We start from the raw sequence: 23,404 nt of genomic DNA, 5'->3' as shown, positions 1-23,404 counted from the left end.
ATAGATGGTAAAGGCTTCGCCCCGTGCGCCCAAAGGCTTACGCGCTAGGTTTTGGCAGCCGCCGCGACACAATCACTTCGCCGCCTGTGGGGCTGTGAATGCCCATGCTGGCAAGCAAGTCTTGCAGCCATGCCGTTAGCTCGGCGTGGCACATGGCGCGCACGTCCGCCGCGCCCAGCCCCGCGCGTGCCAGCATAATCACCGCTTGGCGGTATTGTTGATGGGCGGTTTGGCTGCTGCGCGGGGTCTTCAGGCTGCCGCTGCGGGGCGCGCGGGGGCTTCCGTAGCGGCGGTGGATTTTGAGCGCAGGGTTTCCATTTCGTCCACCAATTGGCTGTAATCCGCGCCGCTCAAATGGTTGAGCAGATAATCGGCGGTGATGATGTCTTGCGGGATGCCGTCAATGGATAATTGCTGCGCCCAATAAATCAGCGTCTCTTGCACCGCGCGGCGCGATTGCTGCGCTTCGCTCGGGTTTTCGGGCAGCGCGGGCAGGGCATCAATCGCATCCATCGCGTTCAACTCACCGCCGATGGTCAGCGGCTTTAAGGCAGCCTGAAAATGGGTCTCGCCATTGTATTCCAAGCCGTATTGCAGGGTAAAACTGTGCTTCATGGGTTATCCTTACTCTACAATTTTATGCAGCGCAATCAATTCAATATCAATGCGCGCTTCGTTGTCTGCTTCGTATTGCTCGCTGATTTCGGTGCTGAAACAATCCAAATACGACACGCGCTTGTCTTCCTTGTTGATGGGATAAATGGTGATTTTGGCGCGGGTGATGTTGCCCCAATCAATCTCTGTGCCGTCAATCGGAATGGCGGCGGTCGCGCTCAATTTATGCTCGGTGATACCGTCGGCATAGCCCATCACGCGCCCTTGGCGGTTCATGGTTTTCACGGGCTTGCGCCCTGTGGTGGTTTGCGGTTTCAGGCTGATGATTTCCACATCGCGCCCGTTCACTTCCATAATAATCGCGCCGGCATAGGTGGCATCGCTCATGGTGTTGTCCTTATGTTGGGTTAAGATAAAGGGCAGCAGCGTGCCACCCTTGCTGTTCAAATTTCAGGCTGCCTTATAGGATTAAATCAATCCGCCCTGCGAATACATGCAAGCCATTAACCACATCGGCAGGGATGGCAGCATTCACGCGGTTGGCATCTTGCAAGCTGCGGCTCACCACCAATTTGCCCTTATTGGCTTCGGCGTTTTCAATAATCTCGGCTTGTTCCAGCTTTAACAGCACATCCAAAATCTCGCTTTTCACTTTGGGCAGCAAGCGGTCGCTCAACTTGTCGCGTGGGAAACGCAAGGCAATGCGCTCCTTAATCGCGCGGCGCGTGTAATCCAGCGTGCGGATGGTGGTGATGTCCAACAGCGCGGGGTCATCCACATTCGCCGCCGATTTGGTGTAGGTGGACACCGCCCGCATAATCTGCACCTTGCCCGCCACCACCGTTAGCGGTGTTAAGCCGTTATACAGCGCGTTGTTGCATTCGTTAAACAGCGGCCATTGCGCATCGGGCGTAATGTTCAACCCCTTAATTTCCAGCGTGTTCAAAGGTCGCGCAGGGTCTTCTTCAAACGCCAACACCGCCGCATAGCCCGCCGCAATAATGCCGCACGCTTCGGCTGCGCCCTTATACCAAGCGCAGGTAATGCGCCCGTCGTTTAGCTGGGCGGTCAGGCTTGCGCCCTGCGGCATCGTGCCGCGCTGGGCAATCACGCCGATGCAGCCGCGTTGTTCAATGGCGTTGGACACTTGGGTAATGTGTTGGCTCAACGCCTTGGCATTCGCCGCATCGCTAAACGGCGACACGATAATGTGGTAATGCTTGCCCGCCACCTTATCCAGCGCGGCGGCAATATCGGCATTTTGTGCGCCATTTGTCATAGCCGTAATGCTGCCTGAAAAGCCGCTTGTGCCCATATCGCAGGCAAGGCTGATTTCGTTGCCGATTGCGCCTTTGCTGCGCGCGGTCAATTTCAGGCTGCCTTGCTCGGCGGTGGCGGATACGGGCAAGGTTGCCGCATTCACCGCCGCCGCCAGTTTTTCCACCGCCTCCGCCGCGCTTTGGTTGGCAGACACCGCAACCGCAACCGCCACGCCGCCGATGGTGATGCTGATGCTGGCGGCAGTTTGCGCCGTGCCATCTATTTTCAGGCTGCCTGTGGCGGCTACGCCCGCGCTGTGGTCGGGCAAGCCGATCACGGTTAAATCCAAATACGCATTGTTGTTAAACGCTTGGCGCACCATCAATTGCGCCCACGAGCCGCGCCCAAACAAATCGCCCGCCTGCGCATCGCTAAACAATTGCACAGGGGTTAAAGGCTCGTGCGTGCCGCTTGCCAACATCGGTGCCAGCAGCAGCACCGATTGTGGGTTTTGCGGCAAACCTTGCACCGCATTGCGCGTGTTAAATTCAATATACTGCCCAGGCACGCGGATGCTGCCGGGGATGGTGTCAAAGCTAATGTATTCTGCCATGGTTATTTGCCTTTCTTCGCGTTTTGGCTTTCGCCCAAACCTGCAAGCCCGTTTTCAGGCTGCTGATTAGACTGCTCGGCAGCGCTCGGCGCATCGTTGCTCAAAATCAGCAAATCGCCATCCACAATGGCGCGGCGGTAATACACATCGTCGCCATCCACCGCCACAGGCGTTTGCTCAATATATTCATGCGGGTTATGCGCCAGCGGCACACGCAAGCCCACTTCTGCTACGACCATGATTTTATTCATGCGGTTTCCTTCAAGGTTAAGCGGTTAATCTTGCCAAAATTGCGCCGTTAGCGGGATTTTGGCGTTTTCGGCTTGGGGGTCAAAAATCAAACCGTCCAAATATTCAAACGGCGGATAAGGCGCGCTCGTCTCGCCCTGATAGCGGGTAAACACATAATCAGGATGCGTGCTGTCGCTTTGCGGCTCGGGGAAACGGTCGTTTTCCAAAGCATGGCGGTTCAAGCGCAGGGTGTATTCCAGCGCATACACGCTCACCGCCGCCTGCTGCACCAGCGTGTGGTTGGCAATCGCGCGGATGGCTTTGGGAACTAGCCCCCTGCTGTCGGCAGCGGGCAGCCCCAAGCGTTGCCCATCCAATAAGCGGCGCACCGCATCAATCAAATCGTTGCTGCCAATCTCTTGCAGCACCACGCCGCCTTGCCGCTGCGCCACTTCATTGCGCAAGCTGCGCGTGGCGCACATCACGGCAAACGTGGCGGTGTCTTGATAGCGATTGCCGCCGCTGATGGTTTCCACACGGCTGCCGCCATAGGTAACCCACACCGCAGGCAGGGTTTTGATTTGCGCAGCAAGGTCGTCCGCCTCGCCGTTGTAGCTTTTAACGGTGCGCACCATGCGCCCCAAGCCGCGTTGCAGCCGCAGGCAAATGGCTTGCTCAATTTGGGTGGTTATCATGTGGCATCCCGTGCAAAGATTCGGTTTTTGTTGTTGGTAAACACCACGCCGCTATCCGATGTCGCCACTTGCGCCCCTTCGCTATCCAGTCCAAGTTGCACGTCGCCGCGCGATAAGGCTTTAAGCAGCTCCAACACGTCAATTTTGTAGCGATTGCGGATTTCGTCAGTAATCAACACGCCCGATGTGGCGGTTAAACGATAGCGGGCGATGTCGCACGCCAAGCGGCGCAAAATCGGCGGCGTTTCGGTAAACGGCTGTTTAAACCGCCCCAAATACGCATCAATTTCCGCGCTGGCATCGGCAAGCGCCACCGCCACCACATCTGCGTCAATCACGCCATCGGCATCGCGGTCGGCAATCTGCAACACCTCCAACTCGCCAAAGCGCACAATCATGTCGCCCATATCGGCATAAACAGGGTTATGCGCCATGCTCATCCGCCGCTTTAATGCGCAAGCGCGGCTCGTTCACAATGCGCTGCCAAGCCTCTTCGCCCACCGCGGCGCGCTCAATGCGCTGCCATTCGTGGTTAAACAACACGCCGCCGCGCCAGAATTCCACGCCGTCCGCGCTGCACGCCAAAATGGCTTGGCGTGGGTCGGCATCGGGGTTTTCGGGCTGCGTTGCGCTTGCTTGGGCGGCTACTTGTTGCGCCGCCAATAACGCAGCTTGCGCCGCATTGCGCTCGGCTGTTAAGGCAGCGTTTGCTTCGCGCAGCGCGGTGATTTCTGCCTGCAAGGCGGCGTTTTCCGCTTGCAAGGCAGCCTGCGCTTCCTGCTCAGGGGTAGTTGCGCTTTGCTCAACCTTATCCGCTTCGTTTTCAGGCTGCGTTGGGGTTTGGGGTGTGTTTTTTGCCATAGCTTTTTCCTTATAGTTTAGGGGCGCGGCGGCTGCCGCTTCCCCGCTCGGTTTTCAGGCTGCCTGCGCCATCACGCCAAATGCACGCTCACATGCAGCTTTAAACGCCCTTTAAACGTGTTGGTGGTGCCGTTGATTTTGTCGGCTTCCAACAATTCGCGCGCAGCGTCTTCCAATTGCGGCGGCACAACCAGCAGGCTGGGCTTCACGTTCAGCACATAACCGCCGTCTGCCTTAATCGTCATCATCTGCGCGATGATTTTTGCCAAATTGGCGCGATTCAGCGCGGTTTTTTCCGCCATGTGCGCCAGTTGCCACAAGCCAAAGCCCGCGTTGCAACGGCGGCGGCTGCCGTATAAATACACATCCTCCATAAACACCTTGTCCGATTTGGCAGGGTCAAACTTGGTTTCAAACTCGGGCGCGGTGCGCTCTTGGAAAATCAAAGGCTTCAAGGTTTTGGTGTCATCCACCACATACCAAGTCGGCGCATCGTTGTCTGTGCCCGTGGTGATGTTGCTGGTGGGGGTGTTTGCCCCCGTGCCATCGTTGTTGGCAAACACAGGGTGGTCGGAATCAAAAAAGTTCTGCCCGTCGTAGCACAGCGTGGTTTTGCCCTTGGGCAACAAGCCCCACACCAAATCATCAGCCAGCGTGGCAGCCGATTCGCCCATCGCCTGCATCATCGGGCGATACATGCCCACTTGGTCGTCTTCGATATCGGTGCGCTCCACGCCCACCGTGGCTTCAAATTTCTTGTTTTCCAAGCTCATCGCCTGTTTCGCCATCTTGCCGATTTGGCGGCTGCCCACCCATTCGCGCATTTTCGGGAATTTGCCCAGCCACGCATAAGTGTTGGTGGCGGTGCTGCTGGGGATGGTCATGGCAATGGCAGAAAAACTGGGCTCTACGCTCGCCAAACCATTTTGAAACTCTTTGCGAAACTGCGCGGTCAGCGCGGTTAAAATCGCGGCTTTATCCATGTGGATTTCCTTGTGTTAAAGGTTAAAAATTGCTTATTGTTTTCAGGCTGCTTTATTTTCAGGCTGCCTTATCGCCGTTTGCACCGTGAATCGTTTGGGCAAAATCGGCTTCGCTCATGCCCAGCATCTTGGCGGCGGCTTTTTGCTCCGCCGTTAAAGCGGCGATTTTGTGCGCTTCGCCCGCGCCCGCTGCTTGCGTTTGCGTGTTGCCTGCCAGCGCGGCAATCGGCTGCGCTTGCTCAATAAAGCCAGTCAAAAACGCCAAGCCATTAGGCTGTTTCAAGCAACCCTCTGCCCATTCTTTTTGCGCAGGCAGCAATTTGCCCGCCGCCAGCGCAGCGGTAATCAGCTCCGCGCCCTTGTCGGCATCGCGCTGGGCGGTCAATGCCGCAATCTGGCTTTGCAATTCCTGCACCACGCTCACCGGCGCATATTGGGTTAGGTCGGGCGTGTTGGCAGGCGTGTTTTGCGCCTGCGCCACTTGCGCTGATAACGCTGCAATCTTTTCATCCTTGCTGGCAAGGTCTTGAAACGTTTGCGCGCTCAGGGCGACGGTTTGGGGTTTGGCTGCCAAAAGCGCAGTTAAAGCGTCTTTCAATTGGTCTTCGTTTGCGTTTGGCAAGCCAAAAAGCTGTTGCAATAAGGTATTCATGGGGTTTTGCATCTCCATTGGGGGTAAAAATTGCGCGCTGGCGGCGGCGAGCACCTCGTCCATGCCGTCCAAAGCGGGATAATTGGTTAAAGCGGCGTGCAAAAGTTTGCGCACATAGCCTTGCGTGTCATAAGCAAACACCGCCGAAATGTAGCGATATTCGCGGTTGGCAATCAGGCGTTGGGCGTTGTCGGTCCAGTCCACCTCGGCAAACAAGCCGCGTGGGGTAAACTCCAGCCACGTCATCCAGCCCGCCGCTGGCGCAGGTTGCCCGTTGGTTTCCTTGTGCAAGGTTTGGTGTTCGTAATCCACCACCAACTGCGTGCGCGCTTGATTGGCTAATGCCGCCACATCGTGCCCGTTCTCCTCGGTTAAAAACCAAGCGGGCGCATCGGTCGGTCGTCCGTCAATCGCGCGAAACTCGCCATAAGGCAAAAGCTGGATGCGCTTGCCCATTTGCCCCAACACCTCAAAGCTGCAAGCGGCTAACGCCAAATGCTGATTTTTGCGTTTCATGGGTTGTCCTTTATGGGATGGCGGCATTATGAGCGCATCAAAACAAGACAAAGAGTGGCACGGCTGCGCCCCCGTTTTGCCTGATTGCGCCGCGCAAAAAAGGCAGCCTGAAAGCTATTTTTCAGGCTGCCTTAGATAATGGCGCAGCAATAGTGTTTAAAAGGCGTTTAAAACGCGCGAGAAACGCGATAAGAGAATAAGGATAGGGATAGATAGCACCCGCGCAAAAAAAACGCGCCAAACGCGCGTTTTTGGGGTTATTCAGTTTTAGCTGATTAAGCTGGCAAAATAATCCTGCACATCATCCATCAAATCCTGCTTGTCCTCGTTGGTTAATTGCAAAAACGGACGCGCAGGGATATAGACTTTGCGATTACGCCCCGCCCAGCCGCCAAATTGGTGGATAGCAGCGTAAACCATATTCGTGCCCACCAGCGCGGTGTCGTTATCCGACAGCTCGTCTATGCTTTGCCGCAGCGCGCCCGTGTCGTTCAGCGGAATGCCGCTGCGATACTTCAATGCCAGCCATTCGGGGCGGCCGCCTTGTTTAAAATTCTGCGCCACCGCATAGCGCATCGTACCCGCCAGCCGCCGCATCAGCAAATAGCGGTTGTCGCTCATGCCGCGCGACAAGCGTTCTATTTGGTTTTGCACCATAAAAAGGTTATCTATTTGGATTTCAATCATCTTGTTTCATGGGTTTAAATGGGGTTAAAATGCCAACAGCAAGGGGTAGTTTCCAAATGGTAACGGTTACGGCGCAACAGCTTGCGTTAGTATTATGTGGGTTCGAGTCCCAACGCCCCTTGTAGCGTAAGCAGGAGTTTCCTATGCTCAACCGTAAGGTCAGAGCGAGCCGCGCATCGCGCGGTTGCGGCAAAAGGTTAGCGTTGCTATGGCAGGGCTATGATGTGGGTTCAAGTCCCACCACTGCTTACTTTAAAGCCCGATTAATTCGGGCTTTTTCATTTAAAATTTCTTACCGCTAATATGGGTATAACTTCCCCATTGCATTCCCGACCTATCTATCTTTGTCCCTGTATCCAAAGCATTTAATATTAAATTTTCTCGTTGCCCATTGTTTGGATTTTTGCTGCGCTTAAACCCATCGTAATCCAATGTTAAAACTACTTTGTACAGTTTATTTTTATCATTTGGGTCGGAGTAAAAATACAACAGCGCACCTTTTTCATCATAGTAAACGGCTTCGGGCTCGCGCAAATGGTCGGCAATGTTTGCCCAAAAATCTTCGGGCAGCGTTTTACCTACGCCCGCTTTCACATCCCGCAGCGCATGGCGCAATAAACTATCGGATGAAGCGATAAGCGCGTTTTCAGGCTGCCTTAAATTAGCCGCCGCCATCGCATCCAGTATGGTCAAAGGCAACGCACCCACAAAAATAGGCTGATTGGTAGGGCGATTTTGGGTTCGCAATATTTGATAGGCTTGTGTCAAATAGTCTGACACCGCCTTTCTCAACCGCTCATCTTTCAACGCCTCCTCCACCGCCATGCTCGCCAGCCGCGGCGGCAAATCCACCGCCCGCTCCATCTGCAACTGCCCAAGCTGCGCCAAATGGCTTTTGCCCACATTGTGGTCAAAGCCCCTGTCGGGTGTGAAGCTCCTGCCATCATCCAGCGTGATGCGCGTGCGCGTGTGGCTTTGCCCCTTGCGGTTAGTGATGGTGATTTCGCTAAACTGCTCGGGCTGGCTGTGGGATACAGTCAACCCCGAGCGCGCCACATCGCGTGGTGCTAACGCCACTACATAGCAGCGGCAGCGAAAGCCGTTGGGTGGGTAAAAATAATCCCAAAAGGGGTCGTCAATCGGATACACCACATTATCCAACGCCCGATGCGCGGGGCGCGTGCGCGCATCGTTAATGGCGCTGTATTGCAAATAGGGTCGGGCATCTTTGTTCTCTTGCAGCTTTTGCCAAAGGCTTGCCATGCGTGCGTTGGTCATTTGGGTTTGAAAAATGGTTTGCAAACGATGGCGCGTTAAGCCCGTGCCCACCACTTCGCCTGTGCCTTGTTGCACCATATCGCCCGCTTTGTCCAAAGCCAGCCCGCGCTCGCGCAGCATCGTCAGCATATTTTTGCGCCATGTGGCAAAGGGTGTGCCCTCCGCCGCGCTTTGGCGCAAGCTGTTCAATAAATCGCCCACAATCTCTTGTTGATAAATCCCCGCAATGCTGCGCGCCTTGGTCGCCGCTTGGGCAACGGCTTCGCTGGCGTTGGCGGGTAAGGGCAGGTTTAGGCTATCAAAATAGCGCAATGCGCCCTCGGGCGGCAGGTTTAGGGCTAGGGAAAGATTGGGTTGCATGGTTGTGTTTCATTCAAAAAAGGGTTTCAGGCTGCCTAGGAGTAAAAGATTACGGCTGCGCGCGCCCCCACAAATCCGCCACAAACAGCACCCGCGTTAAAGCCTCCTGCAAGCGGCGTGTGTCCAGCGTGGGATAGGCAGCGATTAAGCGAGTTTCCACTTCCTCATAATCCTCGCCCTCTGCCAGTGCGCGCCCCAAATCTTGCAACATCGGCTCAAGCTGGGCAGCAAACTTCGCCTCGCGCAAATAATCTTCCACGCCGTTTTCAAACGCCACATCCCAAGCAGGGGCAACTTGCCCTTGCGCATTCAGGGCAACATGGCGGTAGTTCAATGCAGCAGGCGGTTTGTTGTTTTCAGGCTGCTTTGGCGCGTCTTTCGCGCCTTTTTTGTCATCTGATGCCCGCCCCAGCAGCATCTCGCCGTCCAGTGCATCAGGAATCGCCAGCTTGTCCCGCGCCCAGCGCTCGGGGATTTGCACGCCCACATCCACCAATTTCGGCAACGCCTCGGCAATCGCCGCCAAATCCGCCGCTTCGCGCGTGTCAAATTCAAACTGCGGCAGGCGGGTATCTTCGTCGATGGCAAAATTCACCCGCAAAAAGGGTTCTAAAATCTGCCGGTTAATCGTTTGCGCCAAACGCCGCGCATCGGCCACCAGCAAATCATGGCGCACTTCGTTGTGAATCTGCCCCAGCGCGTTGGTACTGGCGCGCCCGTCCGCCCCGCTGGTTAGGGTTTGCCCCAAAATCAGCCGCGTGGCGGATTTTTCGCACCATTCAATCATGGTCATAAACGGGTTATTGCCCGCCGTTGTGCCCGATGCCGCTTGGTGCAGCTCAATCATCATGCCCTCGGGCATAATGCCCGCCGCGTTGTGCCCGATTTCGGCAACGGCGCGCAGCAGGGTTTGTTTTTCCTTTTCGGTCGCGCCCGCGCCATATTTGCCGATGCGAATCGGCATGCCGTAAAGCTCCAAAAACTCGGCAAAATCGTGCGCCGAATAGTGCTTAAACATATACAACCAAGCCAGCGTGCGAAACAGCCCGCCCCGCGCCGCCTGCACGCTGCGGTTTTTATGCCGATGCACCACCCAGCCCATCGCCCACAACGGCTCGCCTGTTGGATGGTCGGGGGTTTTGAGCAGCAAGTTGTCGTGGTCGTCCCAGCGAAACCAGCTTTGCGGGGTGGGAGTAAACCGCGCGGGACAATTCAGGCTGCCTTGCAGCTGCCATGCAATTTCCAGCGCGGCAAAGCCATGCCCCACCGCATCCATCAAATCCATCAGCAAATCATCCAAATGGGCAAGGTTGTCAAAATAGCTTTGCGCCGCCTCGGCAAGCTGCTGCTCGGCAGGGTTCGCCCCGCGAGGCTCGGTAACACGCCAGTCCAGCCCCAGCACTGCCATCTTGCGCGTGGCAAGCGCAGCGGCAATCGCACTGTCGCGCTCTTCCATATCGGCAAACAGCTCATGCTGCGCCTGAATGTCGTTGCCCTCGGCATCCTCAAACAGCGCGCGCAGTTTGGCAGGCGTGATAAAGGTGGAAGGATGCTCCGCAATCACCCGCCCGTTGGCGGTAATCCGCGCCTCTTGCGTTTGCCGCTGAGCTTCTGGGGTGGGCTTTTGCGCGGGGGTTTTGGGGTTAAATTTCGCTTTTTTTGCCATGTTTTATGCCGTGTTTAAAAGGGGGGTTAAACACCAAGGGTAAATGCTTTTTCAGGCTGCCTTAACGCGCCCATTTGCTTTTCCATTCCCTATCATCAAAATCATCATCTGCCGTGCTGTGCCATTCAATCGGCGCAGCGTTGCTGGTTGCGCCCGCCCAAAGCATTTGCAGCGCATCCGGTCCATCATCATGCGCCGCCTTGGGGAAATGGCGCAGCTGCTCAATCAGCGTAGCTTGCGTGTCGTGCAGCCAAATCAAGCCGTTTGCCATGTGCGGCTGCAAGGTTTCAATCCGCAGCAGCTTATCCGCAATCGGCTTCACCGCCCGCGCAGGCACAGGGCAGCCCCGCGCCGCGCTGCGTTTCACCAGCTCGTCTTTTAAAAACTCTTGAAACTGCACCGTCTCCACAAACCACAACGCGCAGCGGTATTGCTGATGCAGCCGTATCACATCTTCAATAATCAAATCGGGCAGCCGTTTTTTAATCTGCGCCGCCACCACAAACAGCTTGCCCGTGCTGCGCTGATAGCCGCCCACCAAAATCGCGCTCGGGTCGCGGCTTGCGCCTGCTTTGCCCAAGCTCGGGTCCAGTGCGCCGAAATACACCAAATCAGGCGGCAGCTCCGTCCAAAACTTCATCGCGTTGGCAAAAGGCGCGTTTTCGCTGGACACAGGGTCGTTTTGCAATTCGCTATCAAACGCTTCATGCCCGTCGCGGGCGCGGATTTTCATCAAATCCAACACCCCACGCGCCGCCCAGCTTGTTTGCGCCCCGCGCTCCATCTCCGCCTTATTGGCTTCATAAAACGCCTGCGCCATCGCCGCGCCCGCATTGCCGTTATTGCGCAAAATGGCTTCCCATTCGTCCCACAAATCCATGCGCTCGGGAAACGCCAACATCGCCTTAAATTTCATGCTGTGCCACATCGGATTGTGCAAAGTGCGGTTGAGCACGCTGTCGTAGTGCAAAATCGTGCCGATATACACCACGTCAAACTTCTGTCCCACTCCGCCCAAATGCAGCACCGCCGATTTCAGCCATATTTCCAGCTTGTCGCGCTGGGCAGGGTTGCGCACCTGCTCATCGTTCTCAATATCGTCCAGCACCACCAAATCGGGGCGGAACGCTCCGTGGCGCCTGCCGCGCAGTTTCTTGCCGCTGCCTGCCACCTGCACTTTGATGTCGTTGGCAGTAACCACCGTCCCCGCCTGCCATACACGCCCCTGCCCGCACACATCGGCAAAATCCATCGCCAAGCGTGGGTTAAATTCCAGCTCCGCCTTAATTGCTTCCAGCATCGGATAAGCTTGGTCTATGCTGTCCATCACCAGCAAAATATAGTGTTTGCGATGGGTAACAATGCACCACAGCGTAAAAAGCTGCGTAACCAGCGTAGATTTCGCTTCGCCACGCGGCGCGGCAATTGCTTCTTGCTCGCTTTTTTCCGATGCCAGCATTTGCGGCAGTATGAAAAACAAATACTCATGCAGCTGCGATTTATGCGGACTGCGCACATAGTGCGGAAAATACGTCTGCACAAAAAATTCAAAACCGCCCACAGGGTCAAACACACGCGCCCGCCGCTCGGCAATCGCCGCAGGGTCGTTGGCAAAGCCCATCACTTCGGCTTCAATCGTGCGCTGCAACTGCGCCGCCAGCTGTTTGAGCGACTGGGTAAATTCTTTCAACTTCATGCCAATTTATCCTGCATATACGCGCCAAAAGGCTCCAATAGCTCGCCAATGGCAGCAAGGTGGTTGGGGTATTTTTGCGCGGTAAACTCCGCCAACAGGTTGAGCACGCGCATCGCCGTTGCCAGCTCGCTGGTTTCGGGCAGGATTTTCTTATTCGCTGCCACCATCTTGTTATACGCATCGGCAAGGCTGCCCAAAGCCTGCACCCGCGCAATCGGGTCAATATCCGCACCGCCACCGTTGAGCTGCTCAAACGTGGCTTGGTATTGCACCAAAAAGCCCGCCATAATCAGGCGGTTCACATCTTCCAAGCCGCCGCCCGCCATAAAATGCGCGGCGCGCACCTTGTCCCAATCATCGCCTGTTTCCTTGGCGGCATATTTCCAGCTGCGCGCCGTAGCAACCGGCACTTGGGCAAAAGCCGCCGCCATTTCCAGCGGGCAGTTTTCAAACACATAGCGGCGGCGCACCTCGTCGCGTTTTTCTTGCGGATGCGCCATATCACAGCCCGAACTTCGCTTTAATCAACAAAATGCCGGTGGACACCAAGCCGCCCGCCGCCCCGCCTGTAATCGCCGCCACGCGCCGCGTGTCTTGCCTAATCTCGTCCATCTCGCGCTCCATGCGGTTTTGCTGTTCCAATGCCAAATCTTGCTTGGCTTCAATCCGCGCCAGCGCGGCTAAAATCGGGTCTTTTTCCAGCGTCATGCTTTGTCTGCCTTTTGGTCTAATTTGTCGTTCAATTTGTCTAGTTTAGCTTCCAAGCGCTCCAACGATTTCATCACATTGCTGCTGCTTGCCGTGGCTTCCGCCTTGGTGGCGTAATCCAGCTTCACCTTGTTCAATTCGCCCTGCACGCGCTCGTGCTTGGCTTCAATCGCCTCAAATTTTTCATCCAACACGCGGATAAAATGCCACAGCAGCGCAATCAGAAAGCTGGTCAAGATGCCAAACGCCCATTCCATGGTTAAAAAATTCTGCGTGTTCATTTCAGGCTGCCTTGCTGCTGCCGATACCACGCCTGCCAGCCTGAAACTTGCGCTTGCAGCTTTTGGCAGTAGCCGCCATAGCGCACCGCGTGGTCTAGCAAATGTTGGGGTGAACCGCTGGCGGGACGCTCGGGGCGTTCGTGATTTGCCAGCAGCTCGGTAGACACAGGCGGGATTTCAGGCTGCCTAATCAGCGGCGTAGCCAAAGGCGCGGTTGTAGAGTTGCAGGCTGTGGTTGCCAATGCCGTTGTAAACAGTAGTGCCTTGATTATCTTGATGCGTGGCATGGGGGATTTCCTTGTTCAGTTCGTGTTGCCGTTGTTCTAATTGGGCGCGGGTGGCGGCAAGCTGATCGCCTTGCTGTTGCGCCCATTGCACCGCCGCTTGCTGTTTCGCCAGCGCATCAGCCAGCGCGGCGGCATAGGCTTGCTGGGCTTTCAGTTTTTCGTCGGCGTATTGGTTTTTCAGCAGCAACGTTGCCGCGTGGCACGCGCTTTGCGCCACGGCATAGCCCGCCCACGCGGATAAGGCGCACGCCAGCGCAAAACCCACGCAGGCAGCCTGCAAACGGTATTTACTCCAAAGCATCCGCAGCATCGCTTTGTCCTTTTTTGATTTCTGCCACCTGTGGCACGGCGGCAATGCCGCGCTTAATCAGCGCATAGCCGCCCACCATGCCGCCGTATGCCCACCACAGCCACTCGGGCGCATCAGGTGTTTGGATAAATTTGTAGGTCATGCAGGCGGCGGTGATGTTTGCCCAGAGTTTAGTGTGGCTGATTTGTCCCGTAGCGGGGTTGGCGATTAAGCCCGATAGCCATTTGAGCAGCTTCATTATCGTTTCCCTTTGCGTTTAGCCCGCCGCGCCGCTGCTACGCCGCTGTGGCGATGTTTACGCAGCGCAACACCGCCCAATGGGTGCGGCTGCGGGCGCGGTCGGCTGGGTTTTTTTAAAGTCAGTTCAGGCGATGGCGGCGCAAGACTGGTTAGGCTTAATGCCACCAGCGCACCCAATACAACAGAGTGCCGTTTCATTTTTAGGCGGCCTCCTAGCGTTCGTTGCGCGAAACTTGCCCATTGCTGTCCAACAACGGCAACTCAAAGCGTTCAGGCTTGGGCGCAGATTTGCGTCCATCTGCCCAATCCAGCCACACATAGCCCGCCACGCGGCTCATCGCAAATGGCTTAATGTTCACCGCATTGCCCTGATTGCCGCCCAGCACCATCAAATTGCCCTGCTTGTCCTTGCCCACCACAAAGCCCACATGCCCGCCGCCCGCGCGGTCAAAAACGACTACGCAGCCATAGGCAGGTTTATCCAAGCGCGTGCCTGTGTTCAGCCAGTCTTTGGCGCGATACCAATGCTGCGGCAAAGCGCGTTTCGCTTCGCGTGCGCAATGGGCAACGAATGTGCCGCACCACGGCATTTCGTCATCTTGCCACCATGCGTTTAGGCTAATTAGCCAGTTGCGGATTTTGCTGTTGTGTTCTTTGCCCGCGATTTCGCGCGTGCCGATTTCGCGGCGGGCGATGGCAAGCCATGCCAGTTCGGAAGGTTGTGTATTCATGCTTATTCCTTTTAGGGTTTAATGATGGTTTCAGTAGGTTGCCATCATGCCCAAACCGCAGCCGCACCAGTCAGACGCAAGGCTTCGCCCCACGCAAAAAGGCAGCCTGAAACCCCAAGCAAGGTTTCAGGCTGCCTATTTATTTCACGCCTATTTTGTCATAGCAAAAAACCGCCCAACGCGCTGCCACGTTAAACGGTTTTTAAATACTCTTCAATCAAACAACGCCCCCTGCACCGCCACCTCCTCCCGCTCCGCCAAAATCTTATCCGCCGTGCGATGCGACAGCCCAAATTGTGGGCAAAGCTCGGTTAAAGCCATCGCCTTGCTGGTTTTGCCGCCATCGGTCAAAGCCATAAATGCCGCCCGAAACCGCCGATTGCGCACCTTGCGCAGCTGCACCGTGCAGCGCGGAATATACAACTCATCCCCGCCAAACACCGCCGCCAGCTTGTCCGCGCCCGCCTTGCCCACCGCTTGGCGCAGCAGCTTCATGCGCGCGGTGTTGTGCCGCCCCTTGCCGAACTTAAACCGCGCGCCCCCAACCGCCCGCACCAATCTTTCCGCCCCGTCCAGCCCGATTACCTCCGCAATCTGCTGCATGCTTTCGGGCAAACAATCCCAATCGTCTTTTTGCATCCAACGCTCCGTATTCTGTGTTAAAATTCAAATTGATACTGTTTTTTTGAATACGCCTGCGCCCGATGCGCGGGCTTTTTTTTGCCCGCCTTGTCTGTTTCAGGCTGCCTTGTGCGCCTCGCGCTTCGCCTGATAATTCAGCGCCGCCAGCACCTTGCGCATCTGTTCGCCGTCGCAGCGCTGCACCGTCTCCACGCCAAACATCTTGCGCGCGATGCCGTGCGCGTATGCCCAGCTTTTGCCCATTTGGGTGAGCAGTGCGCCCATTTTGCGCATCATCGCGCCCTGCTCGGCAAAATGCAATGGCGTGCGCTGATAGGCTTTTGCGCCTACATTCGCGCCAAAGCCTTTTTGCTGCAACAGGTTGAGCACCGCTGCCAGCTCGTTGTCCATCATATCCTTGCAACTGCGTTTGCCTGTGGCTTGCGAGAGCAGGTCGCGATACACATCATCGTCTAGCCCCAGTTGTTGTTGGGCAATATGGATTTTGCTTATCATTTTTTGGCGATAGGCGGCATGGCTCACGCGCTTTCTCCTTGAATTTCCAAGTAAAATAAGCCGAATTATACCAACAAAGGTGGCGCAAGCTGAATGTACAGCTTTACCATAAAAACAATAAGTTACAAAATAACCATCTCTATGCAATAAGGCAAAAAAAACGCCCAAAAGCGGAGGGCTTTTGGGCGTATAGGATTTTTGGGTTCTTTTACTTGTATTCGGTTTCTTGGCAAAAAATACAACAAGTATTTATTGTTTAATTGGACGTATTTTGTTTTTGTAAAAACGCTTCGTACAAACATAATCCCTCACGAACAGCATTTTGATAAAGCGTATCCGCTGCCTTTGGCAATAAAGCCTGTTCAAATAAACCTTGAATTTTTATTTTAGCTTTTTCCTTGGCTGCACGAGTTTTATAATTTTCAATTTTGTTCATCAACGCTTGTATTTGCCCTAAATAAAAATGCGTTGCCAATAGCCTAAATTCATGTGCCCCTATTGGGCTATCATTGCCCATCCCTTGATGTTTTAGATAGATAAGGTGGATACGCGATTCCATGGTTTTCTCATTGTGGCTTTCCAAAACAATGCGTATAGATTCCCAAAGTATTTGTTCATCGCGGGATTGATAATTATCAAAGCATTTCTCAAATGCCATATCATAGAGAAACGCTCTTGCTTCGCTGTATCCTTGCAGCGTTTGGCATATTTTTGCCGCTTCGCGATTACGCCATGCCTCACGCTCAGCCCGCTCTTGTTCTATTTTTACAGCTTTCGCACGCAATTGAGCATGAAATATTTTGATTTCTCGCTCTTTTTGTTCATGCTCTAACAACTCTTTTGCTTCTTTATTTTTTACCCAACTGTTCTTTATTTCTTTACACACAAAAATAATCATACAGACTATGACAAATAGCCCAATTCCAATAAGCGAGCCTTCCATATAAAAACACCTCTAAAAAAGTACTGTAAAATATCATACAGTATTCATTATAGAGAATAAATCACAAACTAAAGCGGGCTATCAAATTTGATAGCCCGCTTGGATTTGGGATTTAATGCTTGGTACTGATTTCACTTTCCGCAAACGCCGCCGCAAGCTCAAACTGCTGCGCCGTTTGCTTCACCCCAGCCAGCAATTCAGGCTTATCTTGGGCGGCTGCTTGCGCCGCTGCCAAAAACCACCGCACGCCGTTGCACATCCGCGGCAAGCTCCTGCGCGGTGCGCCTTGCTGAATGGCATCCACAAGGGCAGGCAAGCCTGCGATGGCGAGATTGCACACATTCAGCATATCCACAGCAGGCTGATGCCATCCACGTTTATATCGCCCCCTGCGCTTTGGTTGGCATGCACTTTAATTTCGTTTTCCATGCTCACACCCCGCTCAACTCTTGGTCATGCGGCTCAATCACAAAAAATTCTTTGCCTTCCACAATCTTTAAGCCGGGCACTTGCCCTTGGTCAAACAGCACGCGCTCGTTGAGCACGGCATCTTTGTTAATCTCTTCTTTGGTGCGGATAAACCGCACCAGCTCGGGGTCGGCATTCAGTAGCGCAATCACGGCATCCACGCCTGTTATGCGCACGCTGGGCGGGTTGTTGCGCCATTTCACAATGCCGGTTACCAAATCGGCAAACTTCACGCGCCCATTGTCGGTGAGCGCATCGCGGTTGGCTTCGCACCAAAGCTGCACGGCGTTTTGCAGCTCGTCCAAGCGTTGATTATGCGGGGCGGATTGGTCGGCGTATTGCTGTTGCAAGGCGGCAATGCCGTCGTTCATGGTGGCTTCTAGCCGTTTCACTTCGCGGCTCACATCGCCCATTTCGCGGATAAAGGCAATCACGTCGTCTTTGCTTTGCGCGGCAATTTGCGCGGTGGTTTTAATGCGGGTTTTGGCAGGTTTTGCCATGATGGTCTCCTTAAAGGTGGGTTAAATTAAGTTGAATAGGTTGCTTGCGTTTCAGGCTGCCCCGCGTGCGCGGCAGGCTTGTTTCATCGCTAGGCATAGCTCATGTGCGCGTGCCTTTTGTTCCGCGCTGGGCGCTTTGCCCGCAGGCGGCGGAGTGGGCTTTGGGATTAACTGCGTGCCATCGGGATAGCTGCTGTTTACGGCATGGGGCGCGGGCGATGGGCTGGGCGCATCGGCTTCAAATGCGTTTTCAGGCTGCCGATGGGCTTGCTGCGCCCGAGCAGCGGTTAAATAATCTTCCAAAGGCAAATGGTTGGTCAGCGGCATTTTCAGGCTGCCTGAAACCTTATCCGCCAACATTTGCCGCAAGGCGGCTTTCCACTCGGCTGCCGTGCTGTCGTTAAACATGGCTTGCACGGCGGCGAGATGCGCGGCAATCTGCTCAAAGCTCAATTTGCCATTGGGCGGGGCAAACCAGCCGATGTATTGCATCAACAGCTTGGCAGACTCGCCGCCCATCTGCGCCACCGTCCAGATGGCGCTGCGGGCGTAGCGCAGTTCGGTTTCCAGCTCTTCGGCGCTCATGGCTGCGCCCCTTTGCGCCGCAAGGCAACGGTGAGTAGGCGGATAACGATATCGCGGCGTATCACTTGCAAGCCGTTGGCGGCGGCAAACATGGCCAGCAGGCAGGCGAGCAACAAGGCGACATCGCGTTGGCTGTCAATCTTCATCCCGATAACAAGCCCGCCGTTAAGCATTATCTGCAGCGCATATAAAACTATCTTGGCGCGCTCCTCTGTGCGTGCCAATCGCCATGTGCTTTTAAAACTCATTTTTAGGTTCATATTTACACTCCGCTGCTTTCAGGCAGCCTGAAAAGTTGTTTTCCAACGCCAAATGATGCAAGGCTTGATAAATCGCATCCGCAGGCGAGGCATACGCGGTTTGCGCCTCGGGGCACAGCGACTCGCCCGCCTGATTGCTCACCGCGCAGCCGTAGCGTTTGCTTTGGCGGTCATAATGCACATGGATTTGCACGGTGTAGCGGTTAATCACTTCGCTCATGCTGCCTCCAAAAACGCGTTGGGATACTGCTGTTTTACGCTGTGCATCGCTGCCGCCACGCTGTAAAACGTTTTTTCTTTGCTACCATCCAGCCGCAACACAGCTTGGTTACTGGCGGGGCGGTGCTCAATCGTGCCAATCGGCAAGGCATCGTGCGTGTAGCTGGGCAGGTAAACGGTGTAGCGGGTCATGGCTCGCCCTCCTCACTCGCTGCCGCCCATCTATCCACCAACGCTTCCGCCTCATCGCATTGATAGCGCGCCTCCTGCTCCGCCGCGTTTAAATCCGCATACGGCGTGTTCCACAGCGCATCGCAGTTCTTTTCCACCATCACGGCGGGCTGGGACACGGGCGGTTTGGCGTGCGAAACCGCCGCCGTCATCATCGCGCCTGCGGTCATTCCCGCCGCCAGCATCGCCATATCGCGCCAAAATCCGCGCAGCAAATAATCGTTGTTCATTTTTGTATTTCCTTTTAAATCAAATAGTTACTAAAAACAATAGGCAAAAAAAATATCACCCGCAGCGTTTGGCGCATTTTTGACACGCCAGCCATTGCTGCATTTTCATCGGATTGTGCGTGGGTGCTTTGCCCTGCGCCGTGCTGCGGCATTCATGCAGCGGTATGGTTTTACCTTGATACGGGCACGCCACCGTTTCATACCGCGCCGCCACCGCAGCCGCCACGCGGTCGGTTTTGCCCGCATACTTGCCATGCACAATCAGGCTTAACGTTGTGCCGCTATACCCCAGCTCCGCCGCCACTTGCCGCAAGCTCGCCGCCGCAATCCGCGCTTTAAGCAGGGCAAACCAGCCCTCATTCATATAATCTTTAAACACCTTTTAAACTCCCTGTGTATGCCATCCGCTAATCATAAAATCCGCGCTTTTTCCTTTTTCAGGCGGGGCAATTTTTGCCTGTTTGGGTTTGGTGGGTTTGGTTGTTTTAGCCGCCGTGCGTTTTACTCTGCCCAGCTGCCGATAAATCGGCGCAGCCGCAGGCGCATTCACCGCCAAGCAAAACCGCCCATCGCCCGCCTTGCACAGCAAGCTATGCCGCAATAAAGTGTTCACATAGCTGCCAATCTTCACCCGCCCCACCTTATGCGTCATCGCCACATAAGCGTGCAACTCCGCCTTGCTAAACGCGCCCAGTATCTTCATCGTGCGCCAAATGGTGCATTCAATCGGTTCAGTATTCATGCTTTCACGCTCCGTTTCGGGCTTTCGCCCTTGTAAAACTCAAAGCCGCCTAGGCTTTTCAGGCTGCCCAGCTCCACCGCATCAAGGTTATTCATCGCCGCCGCCTCGGCAAGGTTCACCAAATTCACCGTAACCCGCCGCACGCTGCCGTGCGCCAGCTCCACCAAATGCCGCAGCACATCATCGCCCAGCTGCACATTGGGCGCATAAGCCTCCGCCAGCAGCCGTGCATCCTCCAAGCTCACTGGTTGCGCAGGAATCCAGCTCAACACCCGCCCATGAAACCGCTCAAAGCGTTTCAGCTTATTGGGCATCTGCTCTTCGCCCACCAGCAATATCGGCGATTGGCTGCCCTCATACACATCACGCACCAGCTCCACCATGCCATTTTTGCCCACCAGATAATCCGCCTCGTCCAAAATCAGCGGGCGTTGCGTCGCCGCCAGCTGCTCGCATATCGCATCCAAACACGCCGCCGCCGTTTTCGGCGCAGCCAGCCCCATTTCAAAACACAGCTTTTCCAGCAGCGTTTTTTTGCTCCACGCGCTGCGCAGCTGCACATAATAGGCTTGCGTTTTGTTGGCAATCGCCACCGTTGCCGTGGTTTTGCCAAAGCCGCTCGGACCATACAACACGCCCAAGCCGGGTAAACCATCCTGCCGATTCACCAGCCGCGCCATCGCCACGGCCACCAAAGATAAATTATTGATATTGGCTATTTTCATAGCGTTTACACTCCTGTTTGTTTCATCAAAAACCTCAACCAAATTTCAGCATCTGTTCCAGCTCCGCGCATTCGCGCATCACCAACTGCCCTTTCGGGCTTTCACACCATGCCAAAAAACCTTGCTGCGCCGCGCTCAAAGCCTCATACGGCAAGGCTTTCAGTCGGTTATACGCCGCATACTGCGCATTCGGTAGCGTCGGCACTTGCCAATCCTCCGCCTCCGCTGTTGCTGCCACCTTTTCAGGCTGCCGCCCCAGCTTCAACATCTTGCCATCGCCAGCCGCCCCATCCGATACCCGCACCATCGCCGCCATTGCCGCCTCCCCTTGCGCTTTTAGCTGCGCCCCATCCAGCCGCAAGCCCCCCAAATCCACGCTGCTGGCGTGTTCCAACACCGGCGCACCGCGTGTGCCATCCAACAGCGCAATCTTGCCCTCGTACCGCTTGATTTGCGCGTCCACCCGTTTTTCCTTGTCTTGCAACAACACCGATTTCGGGAAAAAATCGCGCTGATTCGCGTTCCACTCCATCCGCCCGATATACCGCCCATCCTCATCAAACAGCCATACAAACCGCGCATCATGCTCGTTATAAGCCACGCGCACCTCCTTGCCCTCCCAATCCGCCAAAGCAGCATTAAAGTAAATGTTATTGCGCAACCGCACCTCGCAGCGGCTAAATCGGCGCACCACCTGCGGCAAGAATAAATACATCTGCTCATCCGCCGCCACAGGCATAGGGCGTTCCCCCTCAGGCATCAACAGCCACTTCTCCGCCCAGCATTCATTTGGCGTTTTGCGCCGCGCCGCCCCGCTCACATCCAACACCATCTCCATGCTGCGATGCGGCGTGTTGTTATACTCATCAATCGCCTGCGCAATCAGCGCACGGCATTCCGCAAACGTCGGCAGCAAACGCGGCTTCGTGCTCGCAATATTCGCCAAAGCAGGCACCCCCGCCCATTCCGCCGGCACATCCCGCCCCGCCAAAGCCAGCTGCGCCTTTTGCGCCTTGCGCGTCGCCTTATGCACCGCACGGCTCGCCTCCCCATCCATATCCTTGCCAATATAAGTCGGCATCCGCTTCGCCGCCTTTACCAAAATCGTCTTATGCAGCCGCTCAATCACCCCCCGCGCCTGTGAGCTATAAGGCGCAGACAAATGCAACGTCATCCCCACCCGCCCCAGCAAGCCCGTCGCCTCATCATTTAACAGCTTATTGGTATAACCCTTGCCGTTATCCGCATAAAACGCATCCGCCACCCCAAAAGTCGTCATCATCTGCACCATCGCACTGCGCACCGCCCGCCCACTCTCCGCCAAATCCATCCCAAAGCCCACCACCCGCCGCGTGCCCACATCCACAATCAGCGTAATCTCAGGACGAATCGGCGCATGCGGATTATCAGGATGCCCACACTCCGCATCAAAACACTGCCCATCCGCACACACCACCTGCAAAGGCAACAAATGCTTCCACCCCCGCCGCACAAATCCCTGCTTGCTCTTCAACGCCCGCGCCCCCATCCGCCCCTTCTGCCGCGCCAGCTCAGGCATCTTCTCAATCAACCGCCGCACCTGATGCACACTCGGCAGCGCAGCAGCAGGCTCACGCCCCAATTCCCCCCGCGCAAACACCTCATAAGCCGCCTGCACGCTCAACTTCTGCGGCGTTTGCCACACCGCCAAAAACCGCCCAAACCATTCAGGCTGCCCCGCATTCGCTTGCGGCACTTTCGGCATCAAGCTCCCCGCCTTTTCCGCCGCAAACCAACGCATAATCGTCCGACTGCTCGGCAACGCCCCGCCGCCCCCGCGCGCATCATTCGCCAAACGCAGCATCAACCGCGCCTGCGCATAATCATCATTCGGCATCTGCGCCATCGTCAGCAGCGTCGTAATCGCCGCCTCCTTGCCGCAACCACTTTCCGCCATAATCCGCTCCACCAACCGCAACACCCCAATTCGCGCCCCCTCCCGCCCACGCTGCGCCGCCGTGCTACCATTCAAACGCCCCGCATCCAACACCTCGCCCTGATAAGCCGCCCCCGCAACGCAAGGTTCAGGCTGCCCATAAGCCCCCTCCGCCACCGCCGCCGCAGCACGCCGCTGCCAAATCGCATCCAACACCGCAGGCGGCAGCGCATATTCACGCTTCACCCCGCCCTTGCCGCCTTGGCAAGGCGTTTCACGGAATAGCCAGTTTTCTTTTTTTGCCTTGTAATACAAACCCTGCACAGTATTTGGAAGTATTTCCAAACCCATTTCCAAAAGCTCGGAAATAGCAAAATGTGTTTTTCTCATACCGCCGCCTCTTCATATAAATACCGATAGCGCGGGCGTATCCGCCTACCATCTTGTGTCCATCGTTCGGGAAACAGCTCATGCAGCGATTTATTCAAAAACGTTGCAATCGCTTTTTCTCCCGCTAAACTGGGCTGCTTCAATGCCATACTCACCACCTTGGGCGATACGTCATATAGCCTAGCCAAATCTGTTAAGGTCTTACCGCGCATCCTAATTTCCGCGCGAATTAACTCTGGGTGCATATCCATTCCTTTCACATAGAAATCACTCAATCGGCAACCCGAAACGGTTTCAGGCTGCCTGTTCAGTAACCTCCAATCTTGGGGAACAAACCGTCCCCATTTACTCGGCTTTTTTTCCAAATTGTTAAAGAGCGGGTTCAATCG

At 55.4% G+C, this 23,404-nt stretch carries 36 protein-coding genes; all 36 read right to left on the bottom strand.

The genetic code is table 11. The features are described 5' to 3' along the window. Positions 1 to 37 precede the first annotated feature (37 nt). The 36 genes from H3L93_RS02305 to H3L93_RS13080 all read right to left on the bottom strand — a co-directional run bounded on the left by H3L93_RS02305 (position 38) and on the right by H3L93_RS13080 (position 23,401). Positions 38 to 196, bottom strand: a complete 159-nt coding sequence (locus H3L93_RS02305) for a hypothetical protein (protein ID WP_003797407.1) — start codon at positions 194 to 196, stop codon at positions 38 to 40. Positions 197 to 249: 53 nt separating this feature from the next. Next, positions 250 to 615: a hypothetical protein gene (locus H3L93_RS02300; RefSeq protein ID WP_003797408.1), complete on the bottom strand. Its 366-nt coding sequence runs from the start codon at positions 613 to 615 to the stop codon at positions 250 to 252. A gap of 9 nt (positions 616 to 624) precedes the next feature. Then, entirely contained in the window at positions 625 to 1,002 is a 378-nt protein-coding gene (locus H3L93_RS02295) for a hypothetical protein (RefSeq protein ID WP_040558933.1), read from the bottom strand. Between the two features lie 73 nt (positions 1,003 to 1,075). Beyond that, a complete protein-coding gene (locus H3L93_RS02290) occupies positions 1,076 to 2,488 on the bottom strand; it encodes a phage tail sheath subtilisin-like domain-containing protein (protein ID WP_003797410.1) in 1,413 nt (470 codons plus the stop codon). 2 nt (positions 2,489 to 2,490) lie between these two features. After that, positions 2,491 to 2,739, bottom strand: a complete 249-nt coding sequence (locus H3L93_RS02285) for a hypothetical protein (protein WP_003797411.1) — start codon at positions 2,737 to 2,739, stop codon at positions 2,491 to 2,493. Between the two features lie 24 nt (positions 2,740 to 2,763). Next, positions 2,764 to 3,411, bottom strand: a complete 648-nt coding sequence (locus H3L93_RS02280) for a phage protein Gp37 (protein ID WP_040558935.1) — start codon at positions 3,409 to 3,411, stop codon at positions 2,764 to 2,766. Further along, a complete protein-coding gene (locus H3L93_RS02275) occupies positions 3,411 to 3,848 on the bottom strand; it encodes a gp436 family protein (protein ID WP_003797413.1) in 438 nt (145 codons plus the stop codon). The genes H3L93_RS02280 and H3L93_RS02275 overlap by 1 nt, the downstream gene beginning before the upstream one ends. Further along, a complete protein-coding gene (locus H3L93_RS02270; RefSeq protein ID WP_003797414.1) occupies positions 3,838 to 4,275 on the bottom strand; it encodes a hypothetical protein in 438 nt (145 codons plus the stop codon). Before H3L93_RS02270 ends, H3L93_RS02275 begins: the two co-directional genes overlap by 11 nt. Before the next feature lie 71 nt (positions 4,276 to 4,346). Then, complete coding sequence (locus H3L93_RS02265) at positions 4,347 to 5,258, bottom strand: Mu-like prophage major head subunit gpT family protein (RefSeq protein ID WP_003797415.1); 912 nt, start codon at positions 5,256 to 5,258, stop codon at positions 4,347 to 4,349. A gap of 58 nt (positions 5,259 to 5,316) precedes the next feature. Next, the gene (locus H3L93_RS02260; protein WP_003797416.1) at positions 5,317 to 6,426 is read right to left on the bottom strand and encodes a phage protease; all 1,110 of its coding nucleotides are present in this window, start codon (positions 6,424 to 6,426) and stop codon (positions 5,317 to 5,319) included. Between the two features lie 267 nt (positions 6,427 to 6,693). After that, entirely contained in the window at positions 6,694 to 7,113 is a 420-nt protein-coding gene (locus tag H3L93_RS02255) for a phage virion morphogenesis protein (RefSeq protein ID WP_003797417.1), read from the bottom strand. 282 nt (positions 7,114 to 7,395) lie between these two features. Next, positions 7,396 to 8,751, bottom strand: coding sequence for a phage head morphogenesis protein (locus H3L93_RS02250; RefSeq protein ID WP_003797419.1), 1,356 nt, complete (start codon positions 8,749 to 8,751; stop codon positions 7,396 to 7,398). A gap of 49 nt (positions 8,752 to 8,800) precedes the next feature. Further along, positions 8,801 to 10,417, bottom strand: a complete 1,617-nt coding sequence (locus H3L93_RS02245; RefSeq protein ID WP_003797420.1) for a DUF935 domain-containing protein — start codon at positions 10,415 to 10,417, stop codon at positions 8,801 to 8,803. A 61-nt stretch (positions 10,418 to 10,478) separates the two neighbouring features. Then, positions 10,479 to 12,113: a phage terminase large subunit gene (gene terL, locus H3L93_RS02240; RefSeq protein ID WP_003797421.1), complete on the bottom strand. Its 1,635-nt coding sequence runs from the start codon at positions 12,111 to 12,113 to the stop codon at positions 10,479 to 10,481. Then, on the bottom strand, positions 12,110 to 12,613 hold the full coding sequence (locus H3L93_RS02235) for a DUF1804 family protein (protein ID WP_003797422.1): 504 nt from the start codon (positions 12,611 to 12,613) through the stop codon (positions 12,110 to 12,112). The genes terL and H3L93_RS02235 overlap by 4 nt, the downstream gene beginning before the upstream one ends. Position 12,614: 1 nt before the next feature. Beyond that, a complete protein-coding gene (locus tag H3L93_RS02230) occupies positions 12,615 to 12,821 on the bottom strand; it encodes a hypothetical protein (RefSeq protein WP_003797423.1) in 207 nt (68 codons plus the stop codon). Then, positions 12,818 to 13,102, bottom strand: a complete 285-nt coding sequence (locus H3L93_RS02225) for a hypothetical protein (RefSeq protein WP_003797424.1) — start codon at positions 13,100 to 13,102, stop codon at positions 12,818 to 12,820. Before H3L93_RS02225 ends, H3L93_RS02230 begins: the two co-directional genes overlap by 4 nt. Next, a complete protein-coding gene (locus H3L93_RS02220; protein WP_003797425.1) occupies positions 13,099 to 13,308 on the bottom strand; it encodes a hypothetical protein in 210 nt (69 codons plus the stop codon). Before H3L93_RS02220 ends, H3L93_RS02225 begins: the two co-directional genes overlap by 4 nt. After that, positions 13,289 to 13,699 carry a hypothetical protein gene (locus H3L93_RS02215; protein ID WP_155803174.1) on the bottom strand — a complete coding sequence of 137 codons (411 nt, stop codon included), beginning with the start codon at positions 13,697 to 13,699 and terminating at the stop codon, positions 13,289 to 13,291. The genes H3L93_RS02220 and H3L93_RS02215 overlap by 20 nt, the downstream gene beginning before the upstream one ends. Beyond that, positions 13,677 to 13,937 (bottom strand): hypothetical protein, encoded by a 261-nt coding sequence (locus H3L93_RS02210; protein WP_003797427.1) that lies wholly within the window; start codon positions 13,935 to 13,937, stop codon positions 13,677 to 13,679. The genes H3L93_RS02215 and H3L93_RS02210 overlap by 23 nt, the downstream gene beginning before the upstream one ends. A 214-nt stretch (positions 13,938 to 14,151) precedes the next feature. Next, positions 14,152 to 14,670, bottom strand: a complete 519-nt coding sequence (locus tag H3L93_RS02205) for a TIGR02594 family protein (RefSeq protein WP_003797429.1) — start codon at positions 14,668 to 14,670, stop codon at positions 14,152 to 14,154. 213 nt (positions 14,671 to 14,883) lie between these two features. After that, on the bottom strand, positions 14,884 to 15,309 hold the full coding sequence (locus tag H3L93_RS02200; RefSeq protein WP_003797431.1) for a Mor transcription activator family protein: 426 nt from the start codon (positions 15,307 to 15,309) through the stop codon (positions 14,884 to 14,886). Between the two features lie 99 nt (positions 15,310 to 15,408). Next, positions 15,409 to 15,834, bottom strand: a complete 426-nt coding sequence (locus tag H3L93_RS02195) for a gp16 family protein (RefSeq protein ID WP_081446113.1) — start codon at positions 15,832 to 15,834, stop codon at positions 15,409 to 15,411. A gap of 229 nt (positions 15,835 to 16,063) precedes the next feature. Further along, on the bottom strand, positions 16,064 to 16,750 hold the full coding sequence (locus H3L93_RS02190) for a hypothetical protein (RefSeq protein WP_003797435.1): 687 nt from the start codon (positions 16,748 to 16,750) through the stop codon (positions 16,064 to 16,066). Positions 16,751 to 16,862: 112 nt separating this feature from the next. Next, on the bottom strand, positions 16,863 to 17,105 hold the full coding sequence (locus H3L93_RS02185) for a hypothetical protein (protein WP_155803175.1): 243 nt from the start codon (positions 17,103 to 17,105) through the stop codon (positions 16,863 to 16,865). Between the two features lie 76 nt (positions 17,106 to 17,181). After that, positions 17,182 to 17,718, bottom strand: coding sequence for a host-nuclease inhibitor Gam family protein (locus H3L93_RS02180; protein WP_003797437.1), 537 nt, complete (start codon positions 17,716 to 17,718; stop codon positions 17,182 to 17,184). A gap of 51 nt (positions 17,719 to 17,769) precedes the next feature. Beyond that, on the bottom strand, positions 17,770 to 18,303 hold the full coding sequence (locus H3L93_RS02175) for a hypothetical protein (protein ID WP_003797438.1): 534 nt from the start codon (positions 18,301 to 18,303) through the stop codon (positions 17,770 to 17,772). Next, a complete protein-coding gene (locus tag H3L93_RS02170) occupies positions 18,300 to 18,449 on the bottom strand; it encodes a hypothetical protein (RefSeq protein WP_155803176.1) in 150 nt (49 codons plus the stop codon). The genes H3L93_RS02175 and H3L93_RS02170 overlap by 4 nt, the downstream gene beginning before the upstream one ends. Before the next feature lie 91 nt (positions 18,450 to 18,540). Then, complete coding sequence (locus H3L93_RS02165) at positions 18,541 to 18,783, bottom strand: hypothetical protein (protein WP_003797441.1); 243 nt, start codon at positions 18,781 to 18,783, stop codon at positions 18,541 to 18,543. Next, on the bottom strand, positions 18,780 to 18,974 hold the full coding sequence (locus tag H3L93_RS02160; protein WP_003797442.1) for a hypothetical protein: 195 nt from the start codon (positions 18,972 to 18,974) through the stop codon (positions 18,780 to 18,782). Before H3L93_RS02160 ends, H3L93_RS02165 begins: the two co-directional genes overlap by 4 nt. Next, on the bottom strand, positions 18,971 to 19,243 hold the full coding sequence (locus H3L93_RS02155; protein ID WP_003797445.1) for a hypothetical protein: 273 nt from the start codon (positions 19,241 to 19,243) through the stop codon (positions 18,971 to 18,973). The genes H3L93_RS02160 and H3L93_RS02155 overlap by 4 nt, the downstream gene beginning before the upstream one ends. Positions 19,244 to 19,298: 55 nt before the next feature. Beyond that, positions 19,299 to 19,622 carry an XRE family transcriptional regulator gene (locus H3L93_RS02150; protein ID WP_246313991.1) on the bottom strand — a complete coding sequence of 108 codons (324 nt, stop codon included), beginning with the start codon at positions 19,620 to 19,622 and terminating at the stop codon, positions 19,299 to 19,301. Positions 19,623 to 19,625: 3 nt separating this feature from the next. Further along, positions 19,626 to 19,985, bottom strand: coding sequence for a hypothetical protein (locus H3L93_RS02145; protein ID WP_003797449.1), 360 nt, complete (start codon positions 19,983 to 19,985; stop codon positions 19,626 to 19,628). Continuing rightward, positions 19,982 to 20,710, bottom strand: coding sequence for an AAA family ATPase (locus tag H3L93_RS02140; RefSeq protein WP_040558771.1), 729 nt, complete (start codon positions 20,708 to 20,710; stop codon positions 19,982 to 19,984). The genes H3L93_RS02145 and H3L93_RS02140 overlap by 4 nt, the downstream gene beginning before the upstream one ends. 34 nt (positions 20,711 to 20,744) lie before the next feature. Next, a complete protein-coding gene (locus H3L93_RS02135; protein WP_003797451.1) occupies positions 20,745 to 23,015 on the bottom strand; it encodes a Mu transposase C-terminal domain-containing protein in 2,271 nt (756 codons plus the stop codon). Beyond that, positions 23,012 to 23,401 carry a helix-turn-helix domain-containing protein gene (locus H3L93_RS13080; protein WP_235965506.1) on the bottom strand — a complete coding sequence of 130 codons (390 nt, stop codon included), beginning with the start codon at positions 23,399 to 23,401 and terminating at the stop codon, positions 23,012 to 23,014. The genes H3L93_RS02135 and H3L93_RS13080 overlap by 4 nt, the downstream gene beginning before the upstream one ends. Positions 23,402 to 23,404: the final 3 nt, after the last annotated feature.

The organism is Kingella oralis (assembly GCF_014054985.1).
In the GTDB taxonomy this organism is placed as follows: Bacteria; Pseudomonadota; Gammaproteobacteria; order Burkholderiales; family Neisseriaceae; genus Kingella_B; species Kingella_B oralis.
The sequence above is the reverse complement of the archived record's forward strand: the minus strand, read 5'-3'. Positions and strand labels throughout refer to the sequence as shown.

What these genes read in the sequence shown, in the direction of transcription:
- H3L93_RS02305 (WP_003797407.1), bottom strand. Translation starts at nt 196, where the DNA reads ATGCTGGCACGCGCGGGGCTGGGCGCGGCGGACGTGCGCGCCATGTGC.
- H3L93_RS02300 (WP_003797408.1), bottom strand. Translation starts at nt 615, where the DNA reads ATGAAGCACAGTTTTACCCTGCAATACGGCTTGGAATACAATGGCGAG.
- H3L93_RS02295 (WP_040558933.1), bottom strand. Translation starts at nt 1,002, where the DNA reads ATGAGCGATGCCACCTATGCCGGCGCGATTATTATGGAAGTGAACGGG.
- H3L93_RS02290 (WP_003797410.1), bottom strand. Translation starts at nt 2,488, where the DNA reads ATGGCAGAATACATTAGCTTTGACACCATCCCCGGCAGCATCCGCGTG.
- H3L93_RS02285 (WP_003797411.1), bottom strand. Translation starts at nt 2,739, where the DNA reads ATGAATAAAATCATGGTCGTAGCAGAAGTGGGCTTGCGTGTGCCGCTG.
- H3L93_RS02275 (WP_003797413.1), bottom strand. Translation starts at nt 3,848, where the DNA reads ATGGCGCATAACCCTGTTTATGCCGATATGGGCGACATGATTGTGCGC.
- H3L93_RS02270 (WP_003797414.1), bottom strand. Translation starts at nt 4,275, where the DNA reads ATGGCAAAAAACACACCCCAAACCCCAACGCAGCCTGAAAACGAAGCG.
- H3L93_RS02265 (WP_003797415.1), bottom strand. Translation starts at nt 5,258, where the DNA reads ATGGATAAAGCCGCGATTTTAACCGCGCTGACCGCGCAGTTTCGCAAA.
- H3L93_RS02260 (WP_003797416.1), bottom strand. Translation starts at nt 6,426, where the DNA reads ATGAAACGCAAAAATCAGCATTTGGCGTTAGCCGCTTGCAGCTTTGAG.
- H3L93_RS02255 (WP_003797417.1), bottom strand. Translation starts at nt 7,113, where the DNA reads ATGATTGAAATCCAAATAGATAACCTTTTTATGGTGCAAAACCAAATA.
- H3L93_RS02250 (WP_003797419.1), bottom strand. Translation starts at nt 8,751, where the DNA reads ATGCAACCCAATCTTTCCCTAGCCCTAAACCTGCCGCCCGAGGGCGCA.
- H3L93_RS02245 (WP_003797420.1), bottom strand. Translation starts at nt 10,417, where the DNA reads ATGGCAAAAAAAGCGAAATTTAACCCCAAAACCCCCGCGCAAAAGCCC.
- terL (WP_003797421.1), bottom strand. Translation starts at nt 12,113, where the DNA reads ATGAAGTTGAAAGAATTTACCCAGTCGCTCAAACAGCTGGCGGCGCAG.
- H3L93_RS02235 (WP_003797422.1), bottom strand. Translation starts at nt 12,613, where the DNA reads ATGGCGCATCCGCAAGAAAAACGCGACGAGGTGCGCCGCCGCTATGTG.
- H3L93_RS02230 (WP_003797423.1), bottom strand. Translation starts at nt 12,821, where the DNA reads ATGACGCTGGAAAAAGACCCGATTTTAGCCGCGCTGGCGCGGATTGAA.
- H3L93_RS02225 (WP_003797424.1), bottom strand. Translation starts at nt 13,102, where the DNA reads ATGAACACGCAGAATTTTTTAACCATGGAATGGGCGTTTGGCATCTTG.
- H3L93_RS02215 (WP_155803174.1), bottom strand. Translation starts at nt 13,699, where the DNA reads ATGCTGCGGATGCTTTGGAGTAAATACCGTTTGCAGGCTGCCTGCGTG.
- H3L93_RS02210 (WP_003797427.1), bottom strand. Translation starts at nt 13,937, where the DNA reads ATGAAGCTGCTCAAATGGCTATCGGGCTTAATCGCCAACCCCGCTACG.
- H3L93_RS02205 (WP_003797429.1), bottom strand. Translation starts at nt 14,670, where the DNA reads ATGAATACACAACCTTCCGAACTGGCATGGCTTGCCATCGCCCGCCGC.
- H3L93_RS02200 (WP_003797431.1), bottom strand. Translation starts at nt 15,309, where the DNA reads ATGCAAAAAGACGATTGGGATTGTTTGCCCGAAAGCATGCAGCAGATT.
- H3L93_RS02190 (WP_003797435.1), bottom strand. Translation starts at nt 16,750, where the DNA reads ATGGAAGGCTCGCTTATTGGAATTGGGCTATTTGTCATAGTCTGTATG.
- H3L93_RS02180 (WP_003797437.1), bottom strand. Translation starts at nt 17,718, where the DNA reads ATGGCAAAACCTGCCAAAACCCGCATTAAAACCACCGCGCAAATTGCC.
- H3L93_RS02175 (WP_003797438.1), bottom strand. Translation starts at nt 18,303, where the DNA reads ATGAGCGCCGAAGAGCTGGAAACCGAACTGCGCTACGCCCGCAGCGCC.
- H3L93_RS02170 (WP_155803176.1), bottom strand. Translation starts at nt 18,449, where the DNA reads ATGAAGATTGACAGCCAACGCGATGTCGCCTTGTTGCTCGCCTGCCTG.
- H3L93_RS02165 (WP_003797441.1), bottom strand. Translation starts at nt 18,783, where the DNA reads ATGAGCGAAGTGATTAACCGCTACACCGTGCAAATCCATGTGCATTAT.
- H3L93_RS02160 (WP_003797442.1), bottom strand. Translation starts at nt 18,974, where the DNA reads ATGACCCGCTACACCGTTTACCTGCCCAGCTACACGCACGATGCCTTG.
- H3L93_RS02155 (WP_003797445.1), bottom strand. Translation starts at nt 19,243, where the DNA reads ATGAACAACGATTATTTGCTGCGCGGATTTTGGCGCGATATGGCGATG.
- H3L93_RS02145 (WP_003797449.1), bottom strand. Translation starts at nt 19,985, where the DNA reads ATGAATACTGAACCGATTGAATGCACCATTTGGCGCACGATGAAGATA.
- H3L93_RS02140 (WP_040558771.1), bottom strand. Translation starts at nt 20,710, where the DNA reads ATGAAAATAGCCAATATCAATAATTTATCTTTGGTGGCCGTGGCGATG.
- H3L93_RS02135 (WP_003797451.1), bottom strand. Translation starts at nt 23,015, where the DNA reads ATGAGAAAAACACATTTTGCTATTTCCGAGCTTTTGGAAATGGGTTTG.